Genomic DNA, 17,514 nt, shown 5'->3' with positions numbered 1-17,514 from the left:
ACCCCACCCCCCACCCACCCCCCCCCCCCCCCCCCCCCCCCCCCCCCCCCCCCCCCCCCCCCCCCCCCCCCCCCGACCAGAAGGGCGACGCGAAGGACCGCCGCAAGATCTCCGGCACCCTCAGCGCCCGTGTGGACCGGCAGATCGACGAAATCCGGACCGACATGCCCGCTGAGCGCGCCGAGCTGCGCCGCTCGCTCGCCGGTGTTCCCGCCATCCGCAGCACCGCCCTCACCGGCAACAGCACCGCGGTGGAGGCCCACCAGGCCTACACGGCCGTCATCTCCGCGCTGCACGCCCTGGCCGACGAACTCGCCGACCGGACCCCGCCCCGCGCCGCCGACTCCACCCGGGCGCCCGCCGCCCTCGGCCTCGCCGTCGAACAGGCCTCCGCCACCCGCGGGCTGCTGCTCGCCGCGCTGGCCGTGCCCAAGCCGGAGAGCGTGCTCACCTACGACCCGGTCACCGGTCTGCCCGTGCAGAGCGCCGGCGAGGACTCGGGCGCCGACGCCCGCACCCGCAACGCCCTCACCGCCGCCGCGCAGCAGTCCCGAGTCCGCGAACTCGCCGCGCTTGCCGACTTCCAGCAGGCCGCAGGCAAGGCCGACCGCGACCGGCTCGGCTCCACCGTCACGGGACCCGAGGTCAAGACCGCGGAGACCTATCTCGGGCGTCTCACCGACCAGCCACGGCTGTCCAGCGGCGAACGCAACACCGACCCGGCGAAGCTCGAGGCCGCGCTCACCGCCCGTATCGAGCAGATGCGCGGCGCGGAGTCGTCCCTCGCCACCGACCGGGTCGAACGGTTCGAGCAGCTGCGCGACGACGACGTCACCGCCCTCGAAGTGCGTATCGCCCTGCTCGGCGGCCTCCTGGTCGTCACCGTCGGCGTGCTCGCCGCCGTCTCGCGCACACTCACCCGCCCGCTCGCCGTCGTGCGCATCGGCGCGGCCCGTCTCGCCGACGCGCCCGAACCCCAGGCGGAGGAGCCGGTCCGCTTCACCGGCCGCAACGACGAGTTCGCCCAGGTCGTACGGTCCCTGAACACCCTGCACGGCAAGGTCCGCGACCTCGGCACGCGCGCCGAACTCCTGGACGGCGACCGCAGCGACCTCATCGGTGCGCGCGAGGCGCTCGAGACCGAACTGACCGCGGCCCGCGCCGAACTGCAGCAGCGCACCGCCGAGACGACCGCCGAGCTGGAACGGCTGCGCCACACCGTCCACCACACCTTCGTCAACCTCTCCCTGCGGACCCTCGGTCTCGTCGAGCGCCAGCTCGGCATCATCGAGAACCTGGAGGAGCGCGAGCAGGACCCGGACCGCCTCGCCACGCTGTTCAAGCTCGACCACATGGCCACCGTCATGCGCAGGCACAGCGAGAACCTCCTGGTCCTCGCCGGCACGGACCACGGACACGGCCACGTCGGTCCCGTCCCGCTCGTCGACGTGCTGCGCGCCGCGGTCAGCGAGATCGAGCGCTACGAGCGCGTGGTCATCCAGTCCCTGCCCCCGCACGCCCAGGTCGCCGGCTTCGCCGCCGACGACCTCAGCCACCTGGTCGCCGAACTCCTCGAGAACGCGACCTCGTTCTCGCCGCCGGACGCCCAGGTGGAGCTGTCCGGCTGGCTGCTGGAGAGCGGCGAGGTGATGCTCTCGATCCAGGACGCGGGCATCGGCATGACCGCCGCCCGTATCGCGGAGGTCAACGCACGCCTCGAAGACCCCGAGACGTACGAGAGCGAGCCCCCCGCGGGCCGCGAGGGCGAAGGCCTCGGACTGCGGGTGGCCGCGCTGCTGGCGGAGCGTCACGGTGTGCGGATCCAGCTGCGGGAGCACAAGCAGGGCGGGATCACGGCGGTCGTCGTCGTACCGAAGGGGCTGCTGCCGACCGGGCCGCCGGCCGCGGGAGAGCGGCAGGTGCCCGTGTCGGGGACCGCGCCCGCGCTGAACCTCCCGGGTTCGGTGGCCGAGGCCAACTCGAACGCGCTGCCGCGCAGCCCCCGGCGGACGGCGGCGGAAGCGGCCCCGAGAGGGGAGACGGTCGCTCCGGCGGACGCCGCGGTGGACCAGGACGCCGACGGGGGCGCCGCTGTCGGCGACGTCGGAACCGCCGTCGTACGGGACGAAGACGTCAACGCCGATCTTCGCGACGACCTCCAAGACGACCTCCATGACGACCTCCAGGACGGCGACAGCGATCCCGAGCCTGCCGCCCCCGCTGAGACCGACCCCTTCGTCGAAGCCGCCGAGCGGGCGATCCTGGCCGCGGCCGAGGAGCAGGAGACGCACGAGCGGACGGCCGACGGCGAACCGGTCACGGCCGGGATCGACCAGGAGACGTTCACCATGCGCCTGCCGCGGCAGGCGGAGCCCACGGACGTCCCCGCCGAGGAGCACCCGGCCGAGGACGCCCTGGCCGAGGAGCACCCCGCCGAGACGCCGTCGGCGCCGGAGCCCACGCCCGAAGCGCCCTCGCCCGAGACGCCTTCGTACGAGACGCCATCGCACGAAACGCCAACGGCCCCCGCCGCGCAGCACCGCCTCACCGACAAGGGCCTGCCCAAGCGCACGCCCAAGTCGGTCCAGCCCGCCGCCGGCCCCACCGAGCGCACCGGCAGCATCGACGCAGAGGCGCTGCGCCGCCGGCTCGGTGGCTTCCACCAGGGGGCGACCAAGGGCCGGCTGGACGCCGAGGCCGAGATCGCGCAGACCACGGGACGGACGAACCAGAGGGACACCGAAGCAGAAACGGGGGACACAGTCGAGGAGGCACGCAGTTGACTGCGACCGGCACGTTCGGCCTGAGCAGCGAGGCCCGCAACCTTCAGTGGTTGCTGGGCAATCTGGTGGAGGAGGTACCAGGAGTACGGTCGGTCGCCGTCGTCTCGTCCGACGGACTGCTGCTGCTCTCCTCCGATCCCGAGCAGAACGCAGCCCCGGCCGTCGTCGGCCGCCCCGAAGGCCCCCGGGGCTCCAGCGCGGACCTCGCCACCATCGTCTCGGGCATCGGCAGCCTCACCGTCGGCGCCGCGGGCCTGATGGACGGCGGCGGTGTCAAACAGACGATGATCGCCATGGAGGAGGGCAGCGTCTTCGTCATGTCGATCAGTGACGGCTCCCTGCTCGGGGTGCACGCCACCCCCGACTGCGACATGAGCGTCGTCGCCTACCACATGGCCCTCTTCGTGGGCCGCGCCGGACACGTCCTCACCCCCGAAGTCCGCAGCGAACTGCGCAAATCGATGGAGAGTGGCCTGTGATGTCCGCCCCCAAACTTCCGGTGCGCGGCGACGGCAAACGTCCCGCCCGGGTCCGCCCGTACTCCCTCACCGGCGGCCGCACCCGCTTCGGGCACGTACTGCTCGTCGAGACGTTCGTCGCCGCGCTCGAGGCGCCGCCCGAGCGTAAGGAGCTGCCCGGCGGCAACCTCGCCTCGCGGGTCATGCCCGAACTGCGGGCGATCGTCGAGCTCTGCCGCCGTATGCGTACCGTCGCCGAGATCTCGGCGCTGCTCAAGATGCCGCTCGGTGTCGTCCGGGTGCTGCTCAGCGACCTGGCGGACCAGGGAAAGATCCGCGTGTACGGAACCGGTCACGGCACCGGTCAGCCCGACCGCGCACTGCTCGAAAGGGTGCTGAGTGGACTCCGCCGCCTCTGACACGCTTCCCACCAGGTCCCAGGCCGCACCTCGGGGAGTCCCTCGGCAAGCGGCTCCCCCGCCGCAGCCCGAAGAGGTGCTGCAGCCCTGGCAACTGGACACCACCCGTGCCCCCACCGCCACGAAGATCGTGGTCGCGGGCGGCTTCGGCGTCGGCAAGACGACGTTCGTCGGCTCCGTCTCGGAGATCACGCCACTGCAGACAGAGGCGCTGATGACCCGGGCGAGCGAGGACACCGACGACCTCACCGACACGCCCGACAAGGTCACCACGACCGTGGCCATGGACTTCGGCCGGATCACGCTCGACGACGATCTGGTGCTCTACGTCTTCGGCACGCCCGGTCAGCAGCGTTTCTGGTTCATGTGGGACGACCTGGTACGCGGCGCGATCGGCGCGATCGTGCTCGCGGACACCCGGCGGCTGGCGGACTGCTTCCCGGCACTCGACTACTTCGAGAGCTGCGGGCTGCCGTACATCGTGGCCGTCAACCACTTCGAGGGAACGACCCCGTACGAGACGGCGGACGTGCGGGAGGCCCTGACGGTGCCGCCGCACGTACCGGTCGTGATCATGGACGCCCGTAGCCGGATCACGGTGATCGAGTCCCTGCTGGCCCTGGTCGCCCACGCTCTCGAGGCCACCCCCGAATAGCCTCCCGAACATCAACGGAGAACCCCTCGTCATGCGGAAGATACTCATAGTCGGAGCCGGACAGTCCGGTCTCCAGCTCGCCCTCGGCCTCCAGTCGAAGGGCTACGAGGTCACCCTGATGTCCAACCGCACGGCGGACGAGATCCGGTCCGGCCGGGTCATGTCCACGCAGTGCATGTTCCACACCGCCCTCCAGCACGAGCGCGACCTCGGCCTCAACTTCTGGGAGTCGCAGGCGCCGAAGATCGAGGGCGTCGGCGTCTCCGTCGCCGCTCCCGACGGGGGCCGCGCCGTCGACTGGGTCGGCAGGCTCGACGGTTACGCGCAGTCCGTCGACCAGCGGCTGAAGATGGCCGGCTGGATGGAGACGTTCGCCCAGCGCGGCGGACAGCTTGTCATCCACGGCGCTGCCGTCTCCGACCTGGACTACTTCTCCCGCACCTACGACCTGGTCATGGTGTCCGCCGGCAAGGGCGAGCTGGTCTCGATGTTCGGCCGGGACGCGTCCCGTTCCCCGTACACCGAGCCGCAGCGCGCGCTCGCCGTCGCCTATGTCCACGGTCTGGGCCCGCGCCCCGAGCACCCCGACCACGAGGCGGTCCGCTGCAACCTCGTCCCGGGCGTCGGCGAGCTCTTCGTCATGCCGACCGTCACCACGTCCGGCCGGGCCGACATCCTCTTCTGGGAAGGTGTCCCCGGCGGCCCGCTCGACGCGTTCCAGGGCGTCAAGGACCCGGCCGAGCACCTTTCCCTGACCCTCGAGCTCATGGAGAAGTTCACGCCCTGGGAGTACGCACGGGCGACCAAGGTCGAACTGACCGACGCGGGCGGCACACTCTCCGGCCGTTACGCTCCCACCGTGCGCAACCCCATCGGCCGGCTGCCCGGCGGCGGGCTGGTCCTCGGTGTCGCGGACGTCGTCGTGGCCAACGACCCGATCACCGGTCAGGGCTCCAACTCGGCGTCCAAGTGCGCCGCTTCCTACCTCAACTCGATCACGGAGCACGGCGACAAGCCGTTCGACGAGGAGTGGATGCAGGGCACGTTCGACCGCTACTGGGACACGGCGCAGCACGTCACCAAGTGGACGAACGCGATGCTCGGCGTCCCGCCGGAGCACGTACTGAACCTGATCGGCGCGGCCGGCCAGCTCCCGCCGGTCGCGAACCGGTTCGCCAACGGCTTCAACAACCCGGCGGACTTCGAGAACTTCTTCTACGACCCGGAGAAGACGTCCGCCTACCTGGCCTCGGTGACGGGCGCCGCGCAGACTTCCGACCAGTAATCCAGAAGTCGTTGGTGGTCGTTGGCTGTCGTCATGGGCGGCCCGCGGCCCGCCCCGGACGCCAGCCGTTGTGGCCGGTCGGCGGATGCCCGGCCGACAGTGTGCTCATGTGCGCTCCCGACTCCACGGCCCGGTGCAGGACAACCCCGCCTGAACGGGGCGCTGTCCTGCACCGGGATCCGCACCCACGACTGCTTCGTCCCGAATGAGGTCAGGCGGTCCCGGAGGGCTCCGCCGTCCGACCCGCTGTCTGTCTTACGGAGCGAGCCGCTCCGCTTGGAGCTGCGGGGATACGCGGTGCACTTGATTGCCGTTGGGGACCAAGAATGCGTCGCCCGAGGTGTCCTGGGCGGCGTGGAGCGCGATCACATCACCGGCGTCCAATTGAATGATCGTGGACACTTCCTGTGAAATAAAACCACCGGTCCCGGTGACCTCCGTGTCCTGGAGGTCGAGCGCGGCTTCAATGCCGTTGACCGTAATGGTCAGTTGACGAGAGCCGGACTCAGTAGGCTCGAAGTTCCAGAGGATGCGCCCCTTCAGGAGATAGCGCCCGGGAGTGTTGACCACCAAAGTGGAGTTCGCCGCATCGAACATCATGTCCGTGTCGTGGGCGACGCCATTGAAGGTGATCTGCGTTGAGGTCCCGTCGCGGAGGATCTGGGTGGATGTGCCGAAGACGCTCGCGCCGACGTTGACCTCGGTCCCGGCAGGTCCGGTGGCGCCGGTGGGGCCGGTGGCGCCCGGATCGCCCTGAGGGCCAGTGGGACCTGCGGGACCGGTCGGCCCAGTGGCACCCGCGGGCCCCGTCGGCCCGACCGCGCCGTCTCCGTCCTCGCACTTGTCGTCCCACTTCGGCCTGCAGTCGTCCTGCCCCGGGCCCGCGTGGATCACTGCGGATGTCGGCGGAGCCCCGACACTCGCCAGGGCAGGGGTGCTGAAACCCAGCGTCACCAGAACCAGCGATGCCATCGTGCCACCGGTGATCCATTTCCCCTTCCTGGGGAGCGGACCGAGCCGGGACTCTTGTCTGCGCTCAGGGGCCATCTGTTGCTCCTTCGGAGAACCGAACCAGTAATGGGCTGGAGGGATTTCCCCCTCGGCAGCATCGGTCCGCCTTACCCGCAACTTGAGCGCTCCACGAAGGGATCAACCTATTGGCGCATTAACGTTCGTAAGGGTTCGGGAGACCCCGTTGCCTCCTGCTCGTCGGACTCGCGGCGGGGCGTCCACTCCGTCACTCCGTGGACGCTGAGCCATCGGAGTTCCTGGTCTGCCGCACACCTGCAAGACGCTCACCGGGCCGGCGGATCGTCTCGTGCATCGCGCTGACCTTCGTACCCGGCATGGCCGCGGAGCCGCGACGTACATGCCGGGCGGTCAGTCCACCGGCAGGGCGTAGAACGTCCGCCCCCGCTGGACCACGGCCAGGCCGTCGCCGCCGGCCAGGACCGTGTAGCGCGGCGCGGCCTGCTCCTTGGCGTCGACCGAGCCCGCCTCCTGGAACTTCCACAGCCGCCGGCCGTCGCGTGCCGCGAACGCCGTCAGCTGCGCTGCGTCGCCCGCGAGCACCGTACGGCCGCTGCCGCTGAGCACGGTCCGGGGTGTCTGGCGCCATGTCGGTGCCTCGGTCCAGCGCCGCCACAGTTGCCGTCCTGTCGCCGTGTCGACAGCGCTCACCTGTTGGTAGCGGTTGGCGATGTACAGGTTGGGCCCGTGCAGGGCGGCCGTTCCGTACGGATGGACACCGGCTTCGCCGATCGTCTTCGCGGCGGGCAGGCGCCACAGCCGCTTGCCGCCGGAGCTGTCGTACGCGTGCAGCTCGCCGCCCGCGGCGGCGAAGACCTTGCCCGTCCTGCCGTCGCCGGTGACGATGGCGTTCGCGGCGACCGCCGTGAGGGGCACGGACGCGAGCGACGTGCCCGTCCGCCGGTCGAAGGCGAGCAGCACGGACCCGTTCTTCGCGGTCTTCCGCTGGGCGGGGGTGAGGGTGGAGCCCTCCTGCCGCACGAGGACGCTGTCGGGCCGGGCGGCGACCAGGTGATAGCCCGGTGTGTACGGGGCGCGGCCGTCCGGGACACGTGCCCGCCACAGTTGCTCACGGGTGGTCAGGTCGAACGCGACGAGGTAGGTCTCTTTCACGGTGACCTTCTGCTTGCGCTTCTTGACGGTCCTCTCGACCGACTTCGTGACATGGCCGACCAGCCAGACGGTGCTCCCGTCCGCCCCGGCCGTACCGCCGACGGTCAGGGTCTCGCCGGGGCGGGCCAGGGTCTTGTGGGGGACACGGTGCACGATGCTGCCGTCGCCCGCGGCGATCCACAGGAGTTCGCCGGGGCCCACGACGAGGCAGAGCCTGTCGTCGACGGGTACGGCCGTGAGGGCGGAGGCCGCGCCCTCGGTGGCCCAGCGACGACGGCCGGTGCGCAGGTCCACGCCGGTGGTCCGGGTGCTGTCGGTGACGAGCAGCAGGCGGTCCTGCCAGACCACGGCGTTGACGGGGCCGCGGCCGTCGGCCGGGTGCTCGTACCGCCACGCCGGGTCGGGGGCGAGTCCGGTCATGCGACTGGGCTTCGGCCCGGGGGCGGGGGCGCCCGTCTCCTGCTTCTTGCCGGACCCGGCGAGCGCGTATCCGATGCCGCCACCGATACCGATCCCGGCCAGCGCGGCAACGCCTGCGACGAGCAGCCCACGCCGCGACGTCCCCTGGCCCGGCGAGCCGCCCGGCAAGGCGGCCCCCGGGGCCCCGGGCCCCGCGAGGCCAGGCGGGGCGGTGACCCCGGCGCCCGCGTACATGCCGGAGGCCGGGCCGGGCGGGAGCGCGTCGAGCCCGGGGGTGCCGGAGGCGGCCGGGTCCGGTGGGGCGGTGAACCCGGCGCCGGCGTGCATGCCGGAGGCCGGGCCCGGGGGGAGCGCGCCGGCGATGGGCGTGGCCCCGAGCGCGGGGGCGCCCAAGTGGCCGTGGCTCGTACGGTCTCCGCCACCACCACCCGGCCACACAGGCGGGACGCCGACGGGAGGCTGAACCCCGGAAGTCACCTGGCCCGGCAGGGCGAGGGGCGCGGGCGTGGCCTGCCCTGCCGGGGCGGGCCCGCCGCCGACGGGATCGCCGGCGGGTGGCTGAACGCCGGGAGTCACCTGGGCCGGCAGGGCGAGCGGCGCCGCGGCCGGGAGGGGCGTGCGGCGGACGAGCAGGGTCGTGGTGTCGCCGACCTCGGCGCGCCCGGCGTCCCGCAGTGCCGCCGCCTGCGTGGCCTGCTTCGTCAGGGACGTCAGCAGCGCCTCGGGCAGCCAGCCGTCGCGCGCCAGCGCCGCCGCGCCCTCCAGGGCCAGGTCCGCGGCCACCATGCCCGCCCTGGGGCGGTCCTCCGGCGACTTGGCCAGGCACTGGGCCACCAGGGGCCGCAGCGCCTCGGGGACGCCGGCGAGGTCGGGCTCCGCGTGGGCGATACGGGCCGCGTCCGCGAGCGGGGTCGTGCCGGTGGCCGCGTACGCCAGCAGGAGCCCCAGGACGAAGATGTCCGAGGCCGTTCCCGGCTCCGTGCCCAGGACCTGCTCGGGCGTCAGATAGCCGAGCTGGACGGACAGTTGCCCGCCGTGGCCCGCCTCGGCCACCGCTGCCGCCCCCAGCGCACCGAACGCCGTCAGGCGCGGGCCGTCCGCCGTGAGCAGCACCGTGTCCGGCGCGAGCCCCTGCAGAACCGTTCCGGTCGCGTGCACCCGCGACAGGGTCTCGGCCAGTGCCGCGCCCAGCGTCCGTACGGCACGCTCGGGCAGGGGGCCGGCGAGGGCGATCGCCTCGCGCAGTGCCAGGGCCGGGACGTACGGGGCGGCCGTCCACAGCTGCTCCCCGTCCGTGCGCGAGTCGACCGGCGCCTGCACCCATCCGCCGGCCAGCAGTTCCGCTGTGCCTGCCTCCGCGTGGAAGCGGCGACGGAAGGCGGCGAGTTTCGACAGCTCGGGGCGTGCCAGGGCGACGACGACCGGCCCGGCGTCCTCGTCGTCCGGTCCGGCGGCGAGGAACCGTACACAGCTCGCCGATTCACCCAGGCGTGCCAGAGTCCGGTACGGCCCGATCCGCTCCGGATCGTCCTGCTGCAGCGGCTCCATCGCGACCATCCCCCCTGGCGACACGGTTCCGTGATCCTATGGCGCGCCGTTCGGCTTCGACCAGGGCCACTTCAGCTCGCGCCGTTCGACACCCTCGGGCGCGTACGCGTACTTCCAGCCGCGCTGGAGCCCGAGACGCTTGCTGTAGCCGGAGGGGACGCGTCGGTAGGCGTGGACGGTGGGCGGGGTGCCGTCGTCGTGCGGGACGGGGACCTTGTACCACTTCGGCGGGTGGCCGGTGGGGCCGACCAGCACGGGCAGCACGCGGCCGTCGAGGGGGCCGCCCTCGAAGGGGGTGTTCTCGCTTCTCACCGGACCAGTGTCACAGCAGGTGTGCGGCGCCGCCCGCGACGGGCGCCAGCCTGCGCAGCAGGGTGCCGACCGGGCCGCCGGGGGTCTCCTGCTCGAGCAGGTCGGCCACGACGGCGGCCGTTTCCTCGTCGGTCGCCGCCGTCGCGGCCAGCAGGGCGACAAGATGGTCGACGAGCCACTCGCGCAGCTCGTCCGCCACCGGCTGCTTGTCCTCGTCCAGCCAGATCAGCGACGCCGCCTCGACCGCCGCGATCCAGGTGCGGACCATCATCCCGAGGCGGGGCCCCGGCCGGTCCACGCCGAGGTGGACCAGAATCTGCTCGGCCGCCGCCCGCCGCACCTCGTCGACGATCGCGGTCGTACGTGAGGTTTCCGCGACGCTTCCGCCGCGCAGCAGAGCGCTGAACCCGGCGTCGTGCTCGTCGACGAAGACGAGGTAGCGGTCCAGGACCCGGGTGAGGCGCTCGGTCGGCGGCCCCACCTGCGGTTCGGCGAAGCACTGTTCCAGCCGGTCGGCGGCCGACCGCAGAGCGGCCTCGTACAGCTGCTGCTTGCCGCCCGGGAAGTAGCGGTAGACGAGCGGCCTCGACACGCCGGCCGCCTCGGCCACGTCGTCGAGCGAGATCTCCTCCGGCGGCCGGTGCGCGAAGAGGGTGAGGGCGGCCGCGAGCAGCTGCTCGCGGCGTTCCTCGACACTGAGCCGTCGGTACGCGCGGGTCGCGGGAGCGGGACTGGTCATGCTCCGCAGCGTAACCGCAGGGTGCACGGCGCCCCTCATACGATCATGCGAGAAGGCCGGAACTCTTCCACAGCCTGCGGCCGGGCCCCCGCAGGACACCGATGTCGTCCAGGAAGTCGGTCAGCCGGCGCGCGCCGGACTGCATGACCTCCCGCCGGTGCCCGCTCGCCTTCACCTGGGCGACGGCCTCGCGCCGGTCGAGGCCGACGTTCTCGTACACCTTGGGGTTGATGAAGCAGACGCTGAAGACGCGGGCCGCCTCGCCGCAGCTGAGGCGGGTGAACTCCTGCTCCCAGCGCGGCGCGGTCACCATCTGGCGGCGCAGCTCCTCACGGGCGTACCGCACATGACGCGCCTCCTCCACCACATGGATACGGGTCACGCCGCGCACCAGCGTCTGCACCCGCTCGTCGGGGAACGTGAGGCGCTGCATCCAGTCGAGGATCTCCTCGCCGAGGAGGGTCGCGGCGAACGAGCCGGGGGTGGTGGAGACGGTCTTCAGGACGCGGGCCAGGTTGTGGTAGATCCGCGGCACCGGGTACTCGGGCGCCCCGCCCTTCTTGATCATCCTGGCGAACATCATCGAGTGCCGGCACTCGTCGGCGATCTCGGTGAGCGCGTAGCGCACATGGTTGCTGGTCAGCGACTTGTCGTAGATGTGGCGCACCAGCAGCTGCATCAGGATGATCTCGAACCAGATCCCGAGCGAGGCGAGCGAGGCGGCTTCGTGGCGGGCCAGGTCCATCCGCTGCTCCTCGGACATCCTGCGCCACATCGGGGTGTCGTAGAGGGAGACCAGCTCGGGGGGCCAGAACCACTTGCCCTCCTCGATCGGCGCCTCCCAGTCGAGTTCCTTGTCCGGGTCGAAGGAGTGCTTCGCGGACGACTCGAGCAGGCGCTCCGCGACCTGTTCGCGGTCCCGGAGCGGGCCGAGTGCGTCGCGAAGCAGCTGCACGTCGCGTTCGGTCACTGTTGTCATGGCTGTGCGCACCTCGCGAGTGGGGGTACCGGTGTCCCGCTATGAGACTCCCCGTCAGTAAGCCCGTCAAGAGTGCGCGCACAGGTTGTTGACTCTGCGTCTACCAGCATGTGAGCCTGCCAACTGCCGCTGCTCTTCACGGATTACGAGGCGAAGGAGCCGTCAGTGTCGACGCGCGACCGCTACACGAACGCCCCCGAGAGCCCGCTCTGGCAGGTCCCCGCCTCCGGCGCCGCCCGCTTCAGCTGGGAGTACGAAGAAGGCCGCGAACGCCTCCTCGCCCTCTACCAGAAGGGCAAGGACAAGCAGTGGGACGGCGCCAAGCGCATCGACTGGGACCTGGAGGTCGACCCCTACGACCCGCTGGGCACGCCGGACGACGCGCTGACCCTGTACGGAACCCGCCACTGGGCGAAGATGACGGAACGCGACAGGGGCGAGCTGCGCAAGCACTACACCTCCTGGCAGTTCAGCCAGTTCCTGCACGGTGAGCAGGGCGCCATGATCTGCGCGGCGCGGATCGTCGAATCCGTGCCCGACCTCGACGCCAAGTTCTACTCCGCCACCCAGACCATGGACGAGGCCCGGCACGCGGAGATCTACGGCCGCTTCCTGCACGAGAAGATCGGCATGCTCTACCCGATCAACGACAACCTTCAGTCGCTGCTCGGGGACACCCTGCGCGACTCCCGCTGGGACATGCCCTACCTCGGCATGCAGGTACTCATCGAGGGCCTGGCACTCGCCGCGTTCGGCATGATCCGCGACACCACGACCAAGCCGCTGCCCAAGCAGATCCTCGCCTACATCATGCAGGACGAGGCCCGCCATGTGGCCTTCGGCCGGATGGCTCTGCGCGACTACTACAAACAGCTGTCCGACGCAGAGCTGCGCGAACGCGAGGAGTTCGTGATCGAGGGCTGCTACCTCATGCGCGACCGGCTGCGCGGCGTGGAGGTCCTGGAGAACTTCGGCATCTCGCGCAAGGAGGCGGAGGAGTACTCGGAGCAGTCCGAGTTCCTCCACCTCTTCCGCAAACTGCTGTTCAGCCGCATCGTGCCCTGTGTGAAGGACATCGGGCTGTGGGGCGAGCGGCTGCAGAAGGCCTATCTCGACATGGGTGTCTTCGAGATGGGCGACGCCAGTCTCGACCTGCTGATGTCGCAGGACGAGGAGATCGCCGAACAGCTCGACCGGGAACGCTTCGAGGCGGAGGAGCAGGCCCGGGTGGCGGAGGTGGCGGACGCGATCGCGAAGGGGGCGGGGCCGGTCGACGCGTGATGGTCCTGTCGCTCCTTCGGGCTGCTCGCAGAAAGAGCACGACGTGAGGCGCTGCCGACGGGCAGGTGCTGGAAGACAGGCGCCTCTGATCAGCCGACCCCGGGCGCCGGGAAGGTCTTCCGCAAGGTGAACGCCCGCTCCGTCGGGCCGTGCTCGCGGATGTGCAGCAGGCGTTCCTCCGCCTCGCGGACCGTCGGGCGGTGGCCGGCGGGGACCCACCACAGCGTGGACATGACCTCCTGGAGGCGCTCGAAGAACTCGTAGCGCCGCGCCAGCAGTTCCCTGTGCATGCCCTGGTACATGAAGGCCGTCAGGGCATTCGGGTCCCGCCACACCGACATGTTCACCAGCAGCCACTCGTCGCCGAAGATCCGCAGGTCCGTCGCGTCACCGCCCTCCGTCTGGAGCCGCCAGACAAAGCCGTCGGCGGCGTCCGCGACGGCGTTCACCGGGACGAGGTTGTCCACGAAGTCCTTCAACTGCGGGGAGTCCAAGGGATGTTTGAGGCGGCCTATGTTCACCTGGGCGAGCTCGTGAGTGGTCATGGCCGCACAGTAATCAGACGCTCCTGTGCAGCCACCGCCATTTCGACCAGTGAGACGTCCGCCCCATGCGCCGCCACCAGTTGGAGCCCGACGGGGCAGCCGTCGCCGGTGAAGCCGGCCGGGATGCAGGCAGCCGGATGGCCGCTCAGATTGAACGCCCAGGTCAGCGCCGTCGAGTAGACATCCGTTCCCGGTCCCTCGTGGCCGTGCGGGCGGTTGGGAGTGGCCGGGGTCAGCAGCAGATCCGCCTGGGCGAACAGCACGTCGAGCCGCCTGTCGTTCTCCTCCCGTACCGCCGCGCCCTGCGCCGGCCGGCCGCCCCGCACCGCCGACCAGGCGTCGAGCGGGTCGAGGAGCACACAGCCTGTCGCCGCCATCCGTACGACGCCGGCGGACTCCAGCCGTGCCACCGCCGCCCGGGCGACGCCCGCCACCTCGGGGTCCGTCGCGGCGAAGCCGAGGTCGGGCGACCAGACCGCCCGCAGAGGCAGTGCGGGGGGCGCCGGCGCGTACCCGTCCAGCACGCAGCGCAGATACGGCCGGGCGTCCGCCGCGGTGGGCGTCAGCACCCCCGCTGCCGCCAGGCCCGTACGGTCGGGCGACGGCAGCAGCCCGTTCGTCGTCTTCAGCCCGAACACCCCGCACCACGCGGCCGGGATCCGTACCGAGCCCGCGCCGTCGCTTCCGGTCGCCAGGCCCACCATTCCCGCCGCGACCGCCGCCGCCGAGCCCGCGGACGACCCGCCCGGGGTGCGGTCGGCGCGCCAGGGGTTGCGCGTCGGCCCGTGCGCGCCGAGGCCCCAGGTCTGCCAGTACGTGCCGGGCCCCGGCACCGAGGTGGAGCCGACCGGCACCGCGCCCGCCGCGACCAGGCGGCGCGCCGCGTACGAGCGGATACCGGAAGGTCCCTTCACGGCGAACGGAAATCCGGCCAGTGGCAGCCCCGGGTCCGTGGCGCGCTCGCGGGCGAGCGCGTCCTCGCCCCACACCTCGATGAAGGCGCTCAGGCCCGGGTCGAGCCGGCCGATGACCTCCAGCGTCTCAGTGATGTTCACGGGCCCCAGAGTGCCGCCTCCATGACGGCCCGCGCGATCGGGGCCGCACTGCCTCCGCCGCTGATGGCCTCCCGCACCGCGGACGCGTCCTCGACGACCACGGCGACCGCGACCGCGGGCAGGGCGGCGTCGCGGGCCTGCGCCCAGGCGATGAACCAGGCGTACGGCAGTCCGGAGTTGTCGATGCCGTGCTGCGCGGTGCCGGTCTTGCCGCCGACGGTGGCGCCCTTGATCGCGGCGTTTCGGCCGGTGCCCTTCTCGACGGCTCGCACCATCAGCTCACGGAGCTGCTGCGCGGTGGCCGGATTCATGGCCCGTCGGTAGGCGCGGGGGCCGTTCTGCGCGGCCAGGTCGCCGTTCGACCGGGTCAACCGCTCCACCAGGTAGGGGGTTCGGACGTCGCCGCCTTCGGCGACGGCCGCGGCGACCATCGCCATCTGCAGCGGCGTGGCCGCCGTGTTGAACTGCCCGATCGAGGACAGGGCGAGCTGGTCACGGGACATGTCGGTGTCGAAGTTCGACGGCGTGACCGCCGACGGGATCTGCAGGCCGGTGTCGTTGAAGCCGAAGGCGCGAGCCGTGGCGACCATGTCCGTGAGCCCGACCCGTGTGCCGAGATTCGCCATCACCGTGTTGCAGGACCACTGGATGGCGTAGGCGAGGGACGCGTTCCTGCAGCCCTTGGTCGCGTTGGGCAGCGGTGTGCGGGTGCCGGGCAGCAGGTACGGCTCGGGGGTACGGGTGGGCGCGTCGACGTCGTCCACGACGCCGGTCTCCAGCGCGGCGGCGGCCGTCACGATCTTGAAGGCGGAGCCCGGCGGATACGTCTGCCGGATCGCCCGGTTGAGCATCGGCTGCGTGTGCGCGCCGTTGAGCCGCGCCCACACCCGCGAGACGCCGCCGCCGGTGCCGGACAGCAGCCCGGGGTCGTACGAAGGGCTGCTGACCAGCGCCAGGATCCTGCCGGTCGACGGTTCTACCGCCGCGACGGCGCCCCGTCTGCCGGCGAGGCCCCGGTAGGCGGCCTCCTGCATCGAGGCCCTGATCGTGGTCACGACGTCGCCGCCGGGCGGCCGGTCGCGGATGATGTCGTTCCACAGGGGCAGCCGGGTGAGCAGGGGGTCGGTGCCGCTGAGGAGCGGGTCCTCGGAGTGCTCGACGAACGAGGTGCCGTACGTCTGTGACGCGTAGCCCGTCACCGGCGCGTACAGCGGCCCGTTGCGGTAGGTGCGCTCGTGGCGGAGCTGCTCGCCGGTGTCCCTGGACCCGGTGACCGGCTTGCCGTCGACCAGGATGTCGCCGCGCGGCTCGGCGTAACGGGTGATGGCCTGGCGGCGGTTGGCGGGGTTGCGTTCGAGTTCGCCGGCCTCGACGAGCTGTACACGGGCGGCGTTGACGAGCAGCGCGAGCAGCAGCAGCAGGCAGAACACGGCGGCATGCCGGATGCAGCGGGTCACTGCCGTACCGCCGGCGCCGGCGAGAGCGTGCCCACGTCGACGGGCGCGGGATGCGGCGCACGGGCCGAGTGGCTGGCCCGCACCAGCAGCGCCACCATGATCCAGTTGGTGACCACGGAGGAGCCGCCCTGCGCGAGGAACGGCATCGCCATCCCGGTCAGCGGGATCAGCCCGGTCACGCCGCCCGCGATGACGAAGACCTGGAGCGCGAGGATGGAGGAGAGGCCCACCGCGAGGAGCCGGCCGAACGGGTCGCGCAGCGCGAGCCCGGTGCCGAAGCCCCGGGCGACCAGCAGGGCGTAGAGCAGGAAGATCGCGCTCAGGCCGACCAGGCCGAGTTCCTCGCCGGCCGTGGCGAGGATGAAGTCGGACTTGGCGGCGAAGCCGATCAGCACGGAGTGGCCGAGCCCCAGTCCGGTGCCCAGCATCCCGCCGGAGGCGAAGGCGAACAGCGACTGGGCCAGCTGCCCGGGACCCTGCCCCGCCTCGATGCTCGCGAACGGGTTCAGCCAGTCCTCGACCCGGCTGTGGACGTGCGGTTCGAGCGAGCCGACGGCGTACGCGCCCGCCGACGCCAGCACCAGGCCGACCGCGATCCAGCCGATCCGGCCCGTCGCCACGTACAGCATGATGACGAAGAGTCCGAAGAACAGCAGCGAGGTGCCGAGGTCCCGCTCCAGCACCAGCACACCGACGCTGACCAGCCAGACCGCGACGATCGGGCCGAGGACCCGGCCGGTGGGGAGCTGGAGCCTGCGGATCAGTCGGCTGGCGTGGGTGAGGGCGTTGCGGTTGGCGGCGAGGTAGGCGGCGAAGAAGACGGCCAGCAGGATCTTGGCGAACTCTCCGGGCTGGAACGACAGTTGCCCGAGCCTGATCCAGATCCTGGCCCCGTTCACCGGGGGGAAGAAGATCGGCGCGCTCAGCAGGACGAGCGCGGCGGCGCCCGAGACGTACGCGTACCCCTGGAGGATGCGGTGGTCGCGCAGGAGGAGGACGACGCCGATGAACAGCGCGACGCCGAGCGTGGACCACACCAGTTGGGCCGGCGCCGCCCGGTCCTGCGGCGTCTCCAGGTCGAGGCGGTAGATCAGCACCAGCCCGAGGCCGTTGAGCAGGACCGCGATGGGCAGCAGCAGCGGGTCCGCGTAGGGGGCGCGCAGCCGTACGGCGAGATGGGCGAGGAGGGCGAGGACACCGAGGCCCGCTCCGTAGCCGGCGACGTCCGGCGGCACGGCGTCGTTCTTGGCGAGTCCCACGGCGACGTAGCCGTAGACGCAGATGAGGACGGCGCAGACGAGGAGCGACAGCTCGACGCCCCGCCGCCTGGCGGGGTGTGGAGCGGCATGCGGCTCGGGCGGGGGAGCGCCCGCCGTCGTTCCGGTCATGCCACGCAACGTAGCAAGGGCGGGTTTGTTTGTCCCTTTTATGTCATA

At 71.7% G+C, this 17,514-nt stretch carries 15 protein-coding genes; 6 read left to right on the top strand and 9 right to left on the bottom strand.

The window, feature by feature from the left end:
* Positions 1 to 131: 131 nt before the first annotated feature.
* The 5 genes from ABZ070_RS12525 to ABZ070_RS12505 all read left to right on the top strand — a co-directional run bounded on the left by ABZ070_RS12525 (position 132) and on the right by ABZ070_RS12505 (position 5,600).
* Positions 132 to 2,783 carry a nitrate- and nitrite sensing domain-containing protein gene (locus ABZ070_RS12525; protein WP_356632805.1) on the top strand — a complete coding sequence of 884 codons (2,652 nt, stop codon included), beginning with the start codon at positions 132 to 134 and terminating at the stop codon, positions 2,781 to 2,783.
* Positions 2,780 to 3,262, top strand: coding sequence for a roadblock/LC7 domain-containing protein (locus ABZ070_RS12520; RefSeq protein WP_356632803.1), 483 nt, complete (start codon positions 2,780 to 2,782; stop codon positions 3,260 to 3,262). Before ABZ070_RS12525 ends, ABZ070_RS12520 begins: the two co-directional genes overlap by 4 nt.
* Positions 3,262 to 3,660, top strand: a complete 399-nt coding sequence (locus tag ABZ070_RS12515; RefSeq protein ID WP_356632801.1) for a DUF742 domain-containing protein — start codon at positions 3,262 to 3,264, stop codon at positions 3,658 to 3,660. Before ABZ070_RS12520 ends, ABZ070_RS12515 begins: the two co-directional genes overlap by 1 nt.
* A 79-nt stretch (positions 3,661 to 3,739) precedes the next feature.
* A complete protein-coding gene (locus tag ABZ070_RS12510; protein WP_356632811.1) occupies positions 3,740 to 4,315 on the top strand; it encodes an ATP/GTP-binding protein in 576 nt (191 codons plus the stop codon).
* A 31-nt stretch (positions 4,316 to 4,346) separates the two neighbouring features.
* A complete protein-coding gene (locus ABZ070_RS12505) occupies positions 4,347 to 5,600 on the top strand; it encodes a styrene monooxygenase/indole monooxygenase family protein (protein ID WP_356632799.1) in 1,254 nt (417 codons plus the stop codon).
* 255 nt (positions 5,601 to 5,855) lie between these two features.
* On the opposite strand, the gene ABZ070_RS12500 is transcribed toward ABZ070_RS12505, so the two are convergent.
* The 5 genes from ABZ070_RS12500 to ABZ070_RS12480 form a co-directional block, all read right to left on the bottom strand.
* A complete protein-coding gene (locus tag ABZ070_RS12500; protein WP_356632797.1) occupies positions 5,856 to 6,647 on the bottom strand; it encodes a collagen-like protein in 792 nt (263 codons plus the stop codon).
* A gap of 333 nt (positions 6,648 to 6,980) precedes the next feature.
* Entirely contained in the window at positions 6,981 to 9,710 is a 2,730-nt protein-coding gene (locus tag ABZ070_RS12495) for a PQQ-binding-like beta-propeller repeat protein (protein ID WP_356632795.1), read from the bottom strand.
* 36 nt (positions 9,711 to 9,746) lie between these two features.
* Complete coding sequence (locus tag ABZ070_RS12490; RefSeq protein WP_356632793.1) at positions 9,747 to 10,022, bottom strand: hypothetical protein; 276 nt, start codon at positions 10,020 to 10,022, stop codon at positions 9,747 to 9,749.
* A 10-nt stretch (positions 10,023 to 10,032) separates the two neighbouring features.
* Positions 10,033 to 10,761, bottom strand: a complete 729-nt coding sequence (locus tag ABZ070_RS12485; RefSeq protein WP_356632791.1) for a TetR/AcrR family transcriptional regulator — start codon at positions 10,759 to 10,761, stop codon at positions 10,033 to 10,035.
* A 43-nt stretch (positions 10,762 to 10,804) separates the two neighbouring features.
* A complete protein-coding gene (locus ABZ070_RS12480) occupies positions 10,805 to 11,740 on the bottom strand; it encodes a diiron oxygenase (RefSeq protein ID WP_356632789.1) in 936 nt (311 codons plus the stop codon).
* 165 nt (positions 11,741 to 11,905) lie between these two features.
* Between ABZ070_RS12480 and ABZ070_RS12475 the strand changes: the two genes are divergently transcribed.
* Entirely contained in the window at positions 11,906 to 13,021 is a 1,116-nt protein-coding gene (locus tag ABZ070_RS12475) for a ferritin-like domain-containing protein (protein ID WP_356632787.1), read from the top strand.
* An 89-nt stretch (positions 13,022 to 13,110) separates the two neighbouring features.
* On the opposite strand, the gene ABZ070_RS12470 is transcribed toward ABZ070_RS12475, so the two are convergent.
* Genes ABZ070_RS12470 through ABZ070_RS12455 form a run of 4 tightly spaced genes read right to left on the bottom strand, consistent with a single transcriptional unit; the run spans position 13,111 to position 17,466 of the window.
* The gene (locus ABZ070_RS12470) at positions 13,111 to 13,566 is read right to left on the bottom strand and encodes a DUF3291 domain-containing protein (protein WP_356632785.1); all 456 of its coding nucleotides are present in this window, start codon (positions 13,564 to 13,566) and stop codon (positions 13,111 to 13,113) included.
* Positions 13,563 to 14,615, bottom strand: a complete 1,053-nt coding sequence (locus tag ABZ070_RS12465; protein WP_356632809.1) for an amidase — start codon at positions 14,613 to 14,615, stop codon at positions 13,563 to 13,565. Before ABZ070_RS12465 ends, ABZ070_RS12470 begins: the two co-directional genes overlap by 4 nt.
* A gap of 2 nt (positions 14,616 to 14,617) precedes the next feature.
* Positions 14,618 to 16,078, bottom strand: coding sequence for a penicillin-binding transpeptidase domain-containing protein (locus ABZ070_RS12460; RefSeq protein WP_356632783.1), 1,461 nt, complete (start codon positions 16,076 to 16,078; stop codon positions 14,618 to 14,620).
* The gene (locus ABZ070_RS12455) at positions 16,075 to 17,466 is read right to left on the bottom strand and encodes an FtsW/RodA/SpoVE family cell cycle protein (protein ID WP_356632781.1); all 1,392 of its coding nucleotides are present in this window, start codon (positions 17,464 to 17,466) and stop codon (positions 16,075 to 16,077) included. The genes ABZ070_RS12460 and ABZ070_RS12455 overlap by 4 nt, the downstream gene beginning before the upstream one ends.
* Positions 17,467 to 17,514: the final 48 nt, after the last annotated feature.

The sequence above is a fragment of the Streptomyces sp. NPDC006283 genome (assembly GCF_040613325.1).
Classification (GTDB): Bacteria; Actinomycetota; Actinomycetes; order Streptomycetales; family Streptomycetaceae; genus Streptomyces.
The sequence above is the reverse complement of the archived record's forward strand: the minus strand, read 5'-3'. Positions and strand labels throughout refer to the sequence as shown.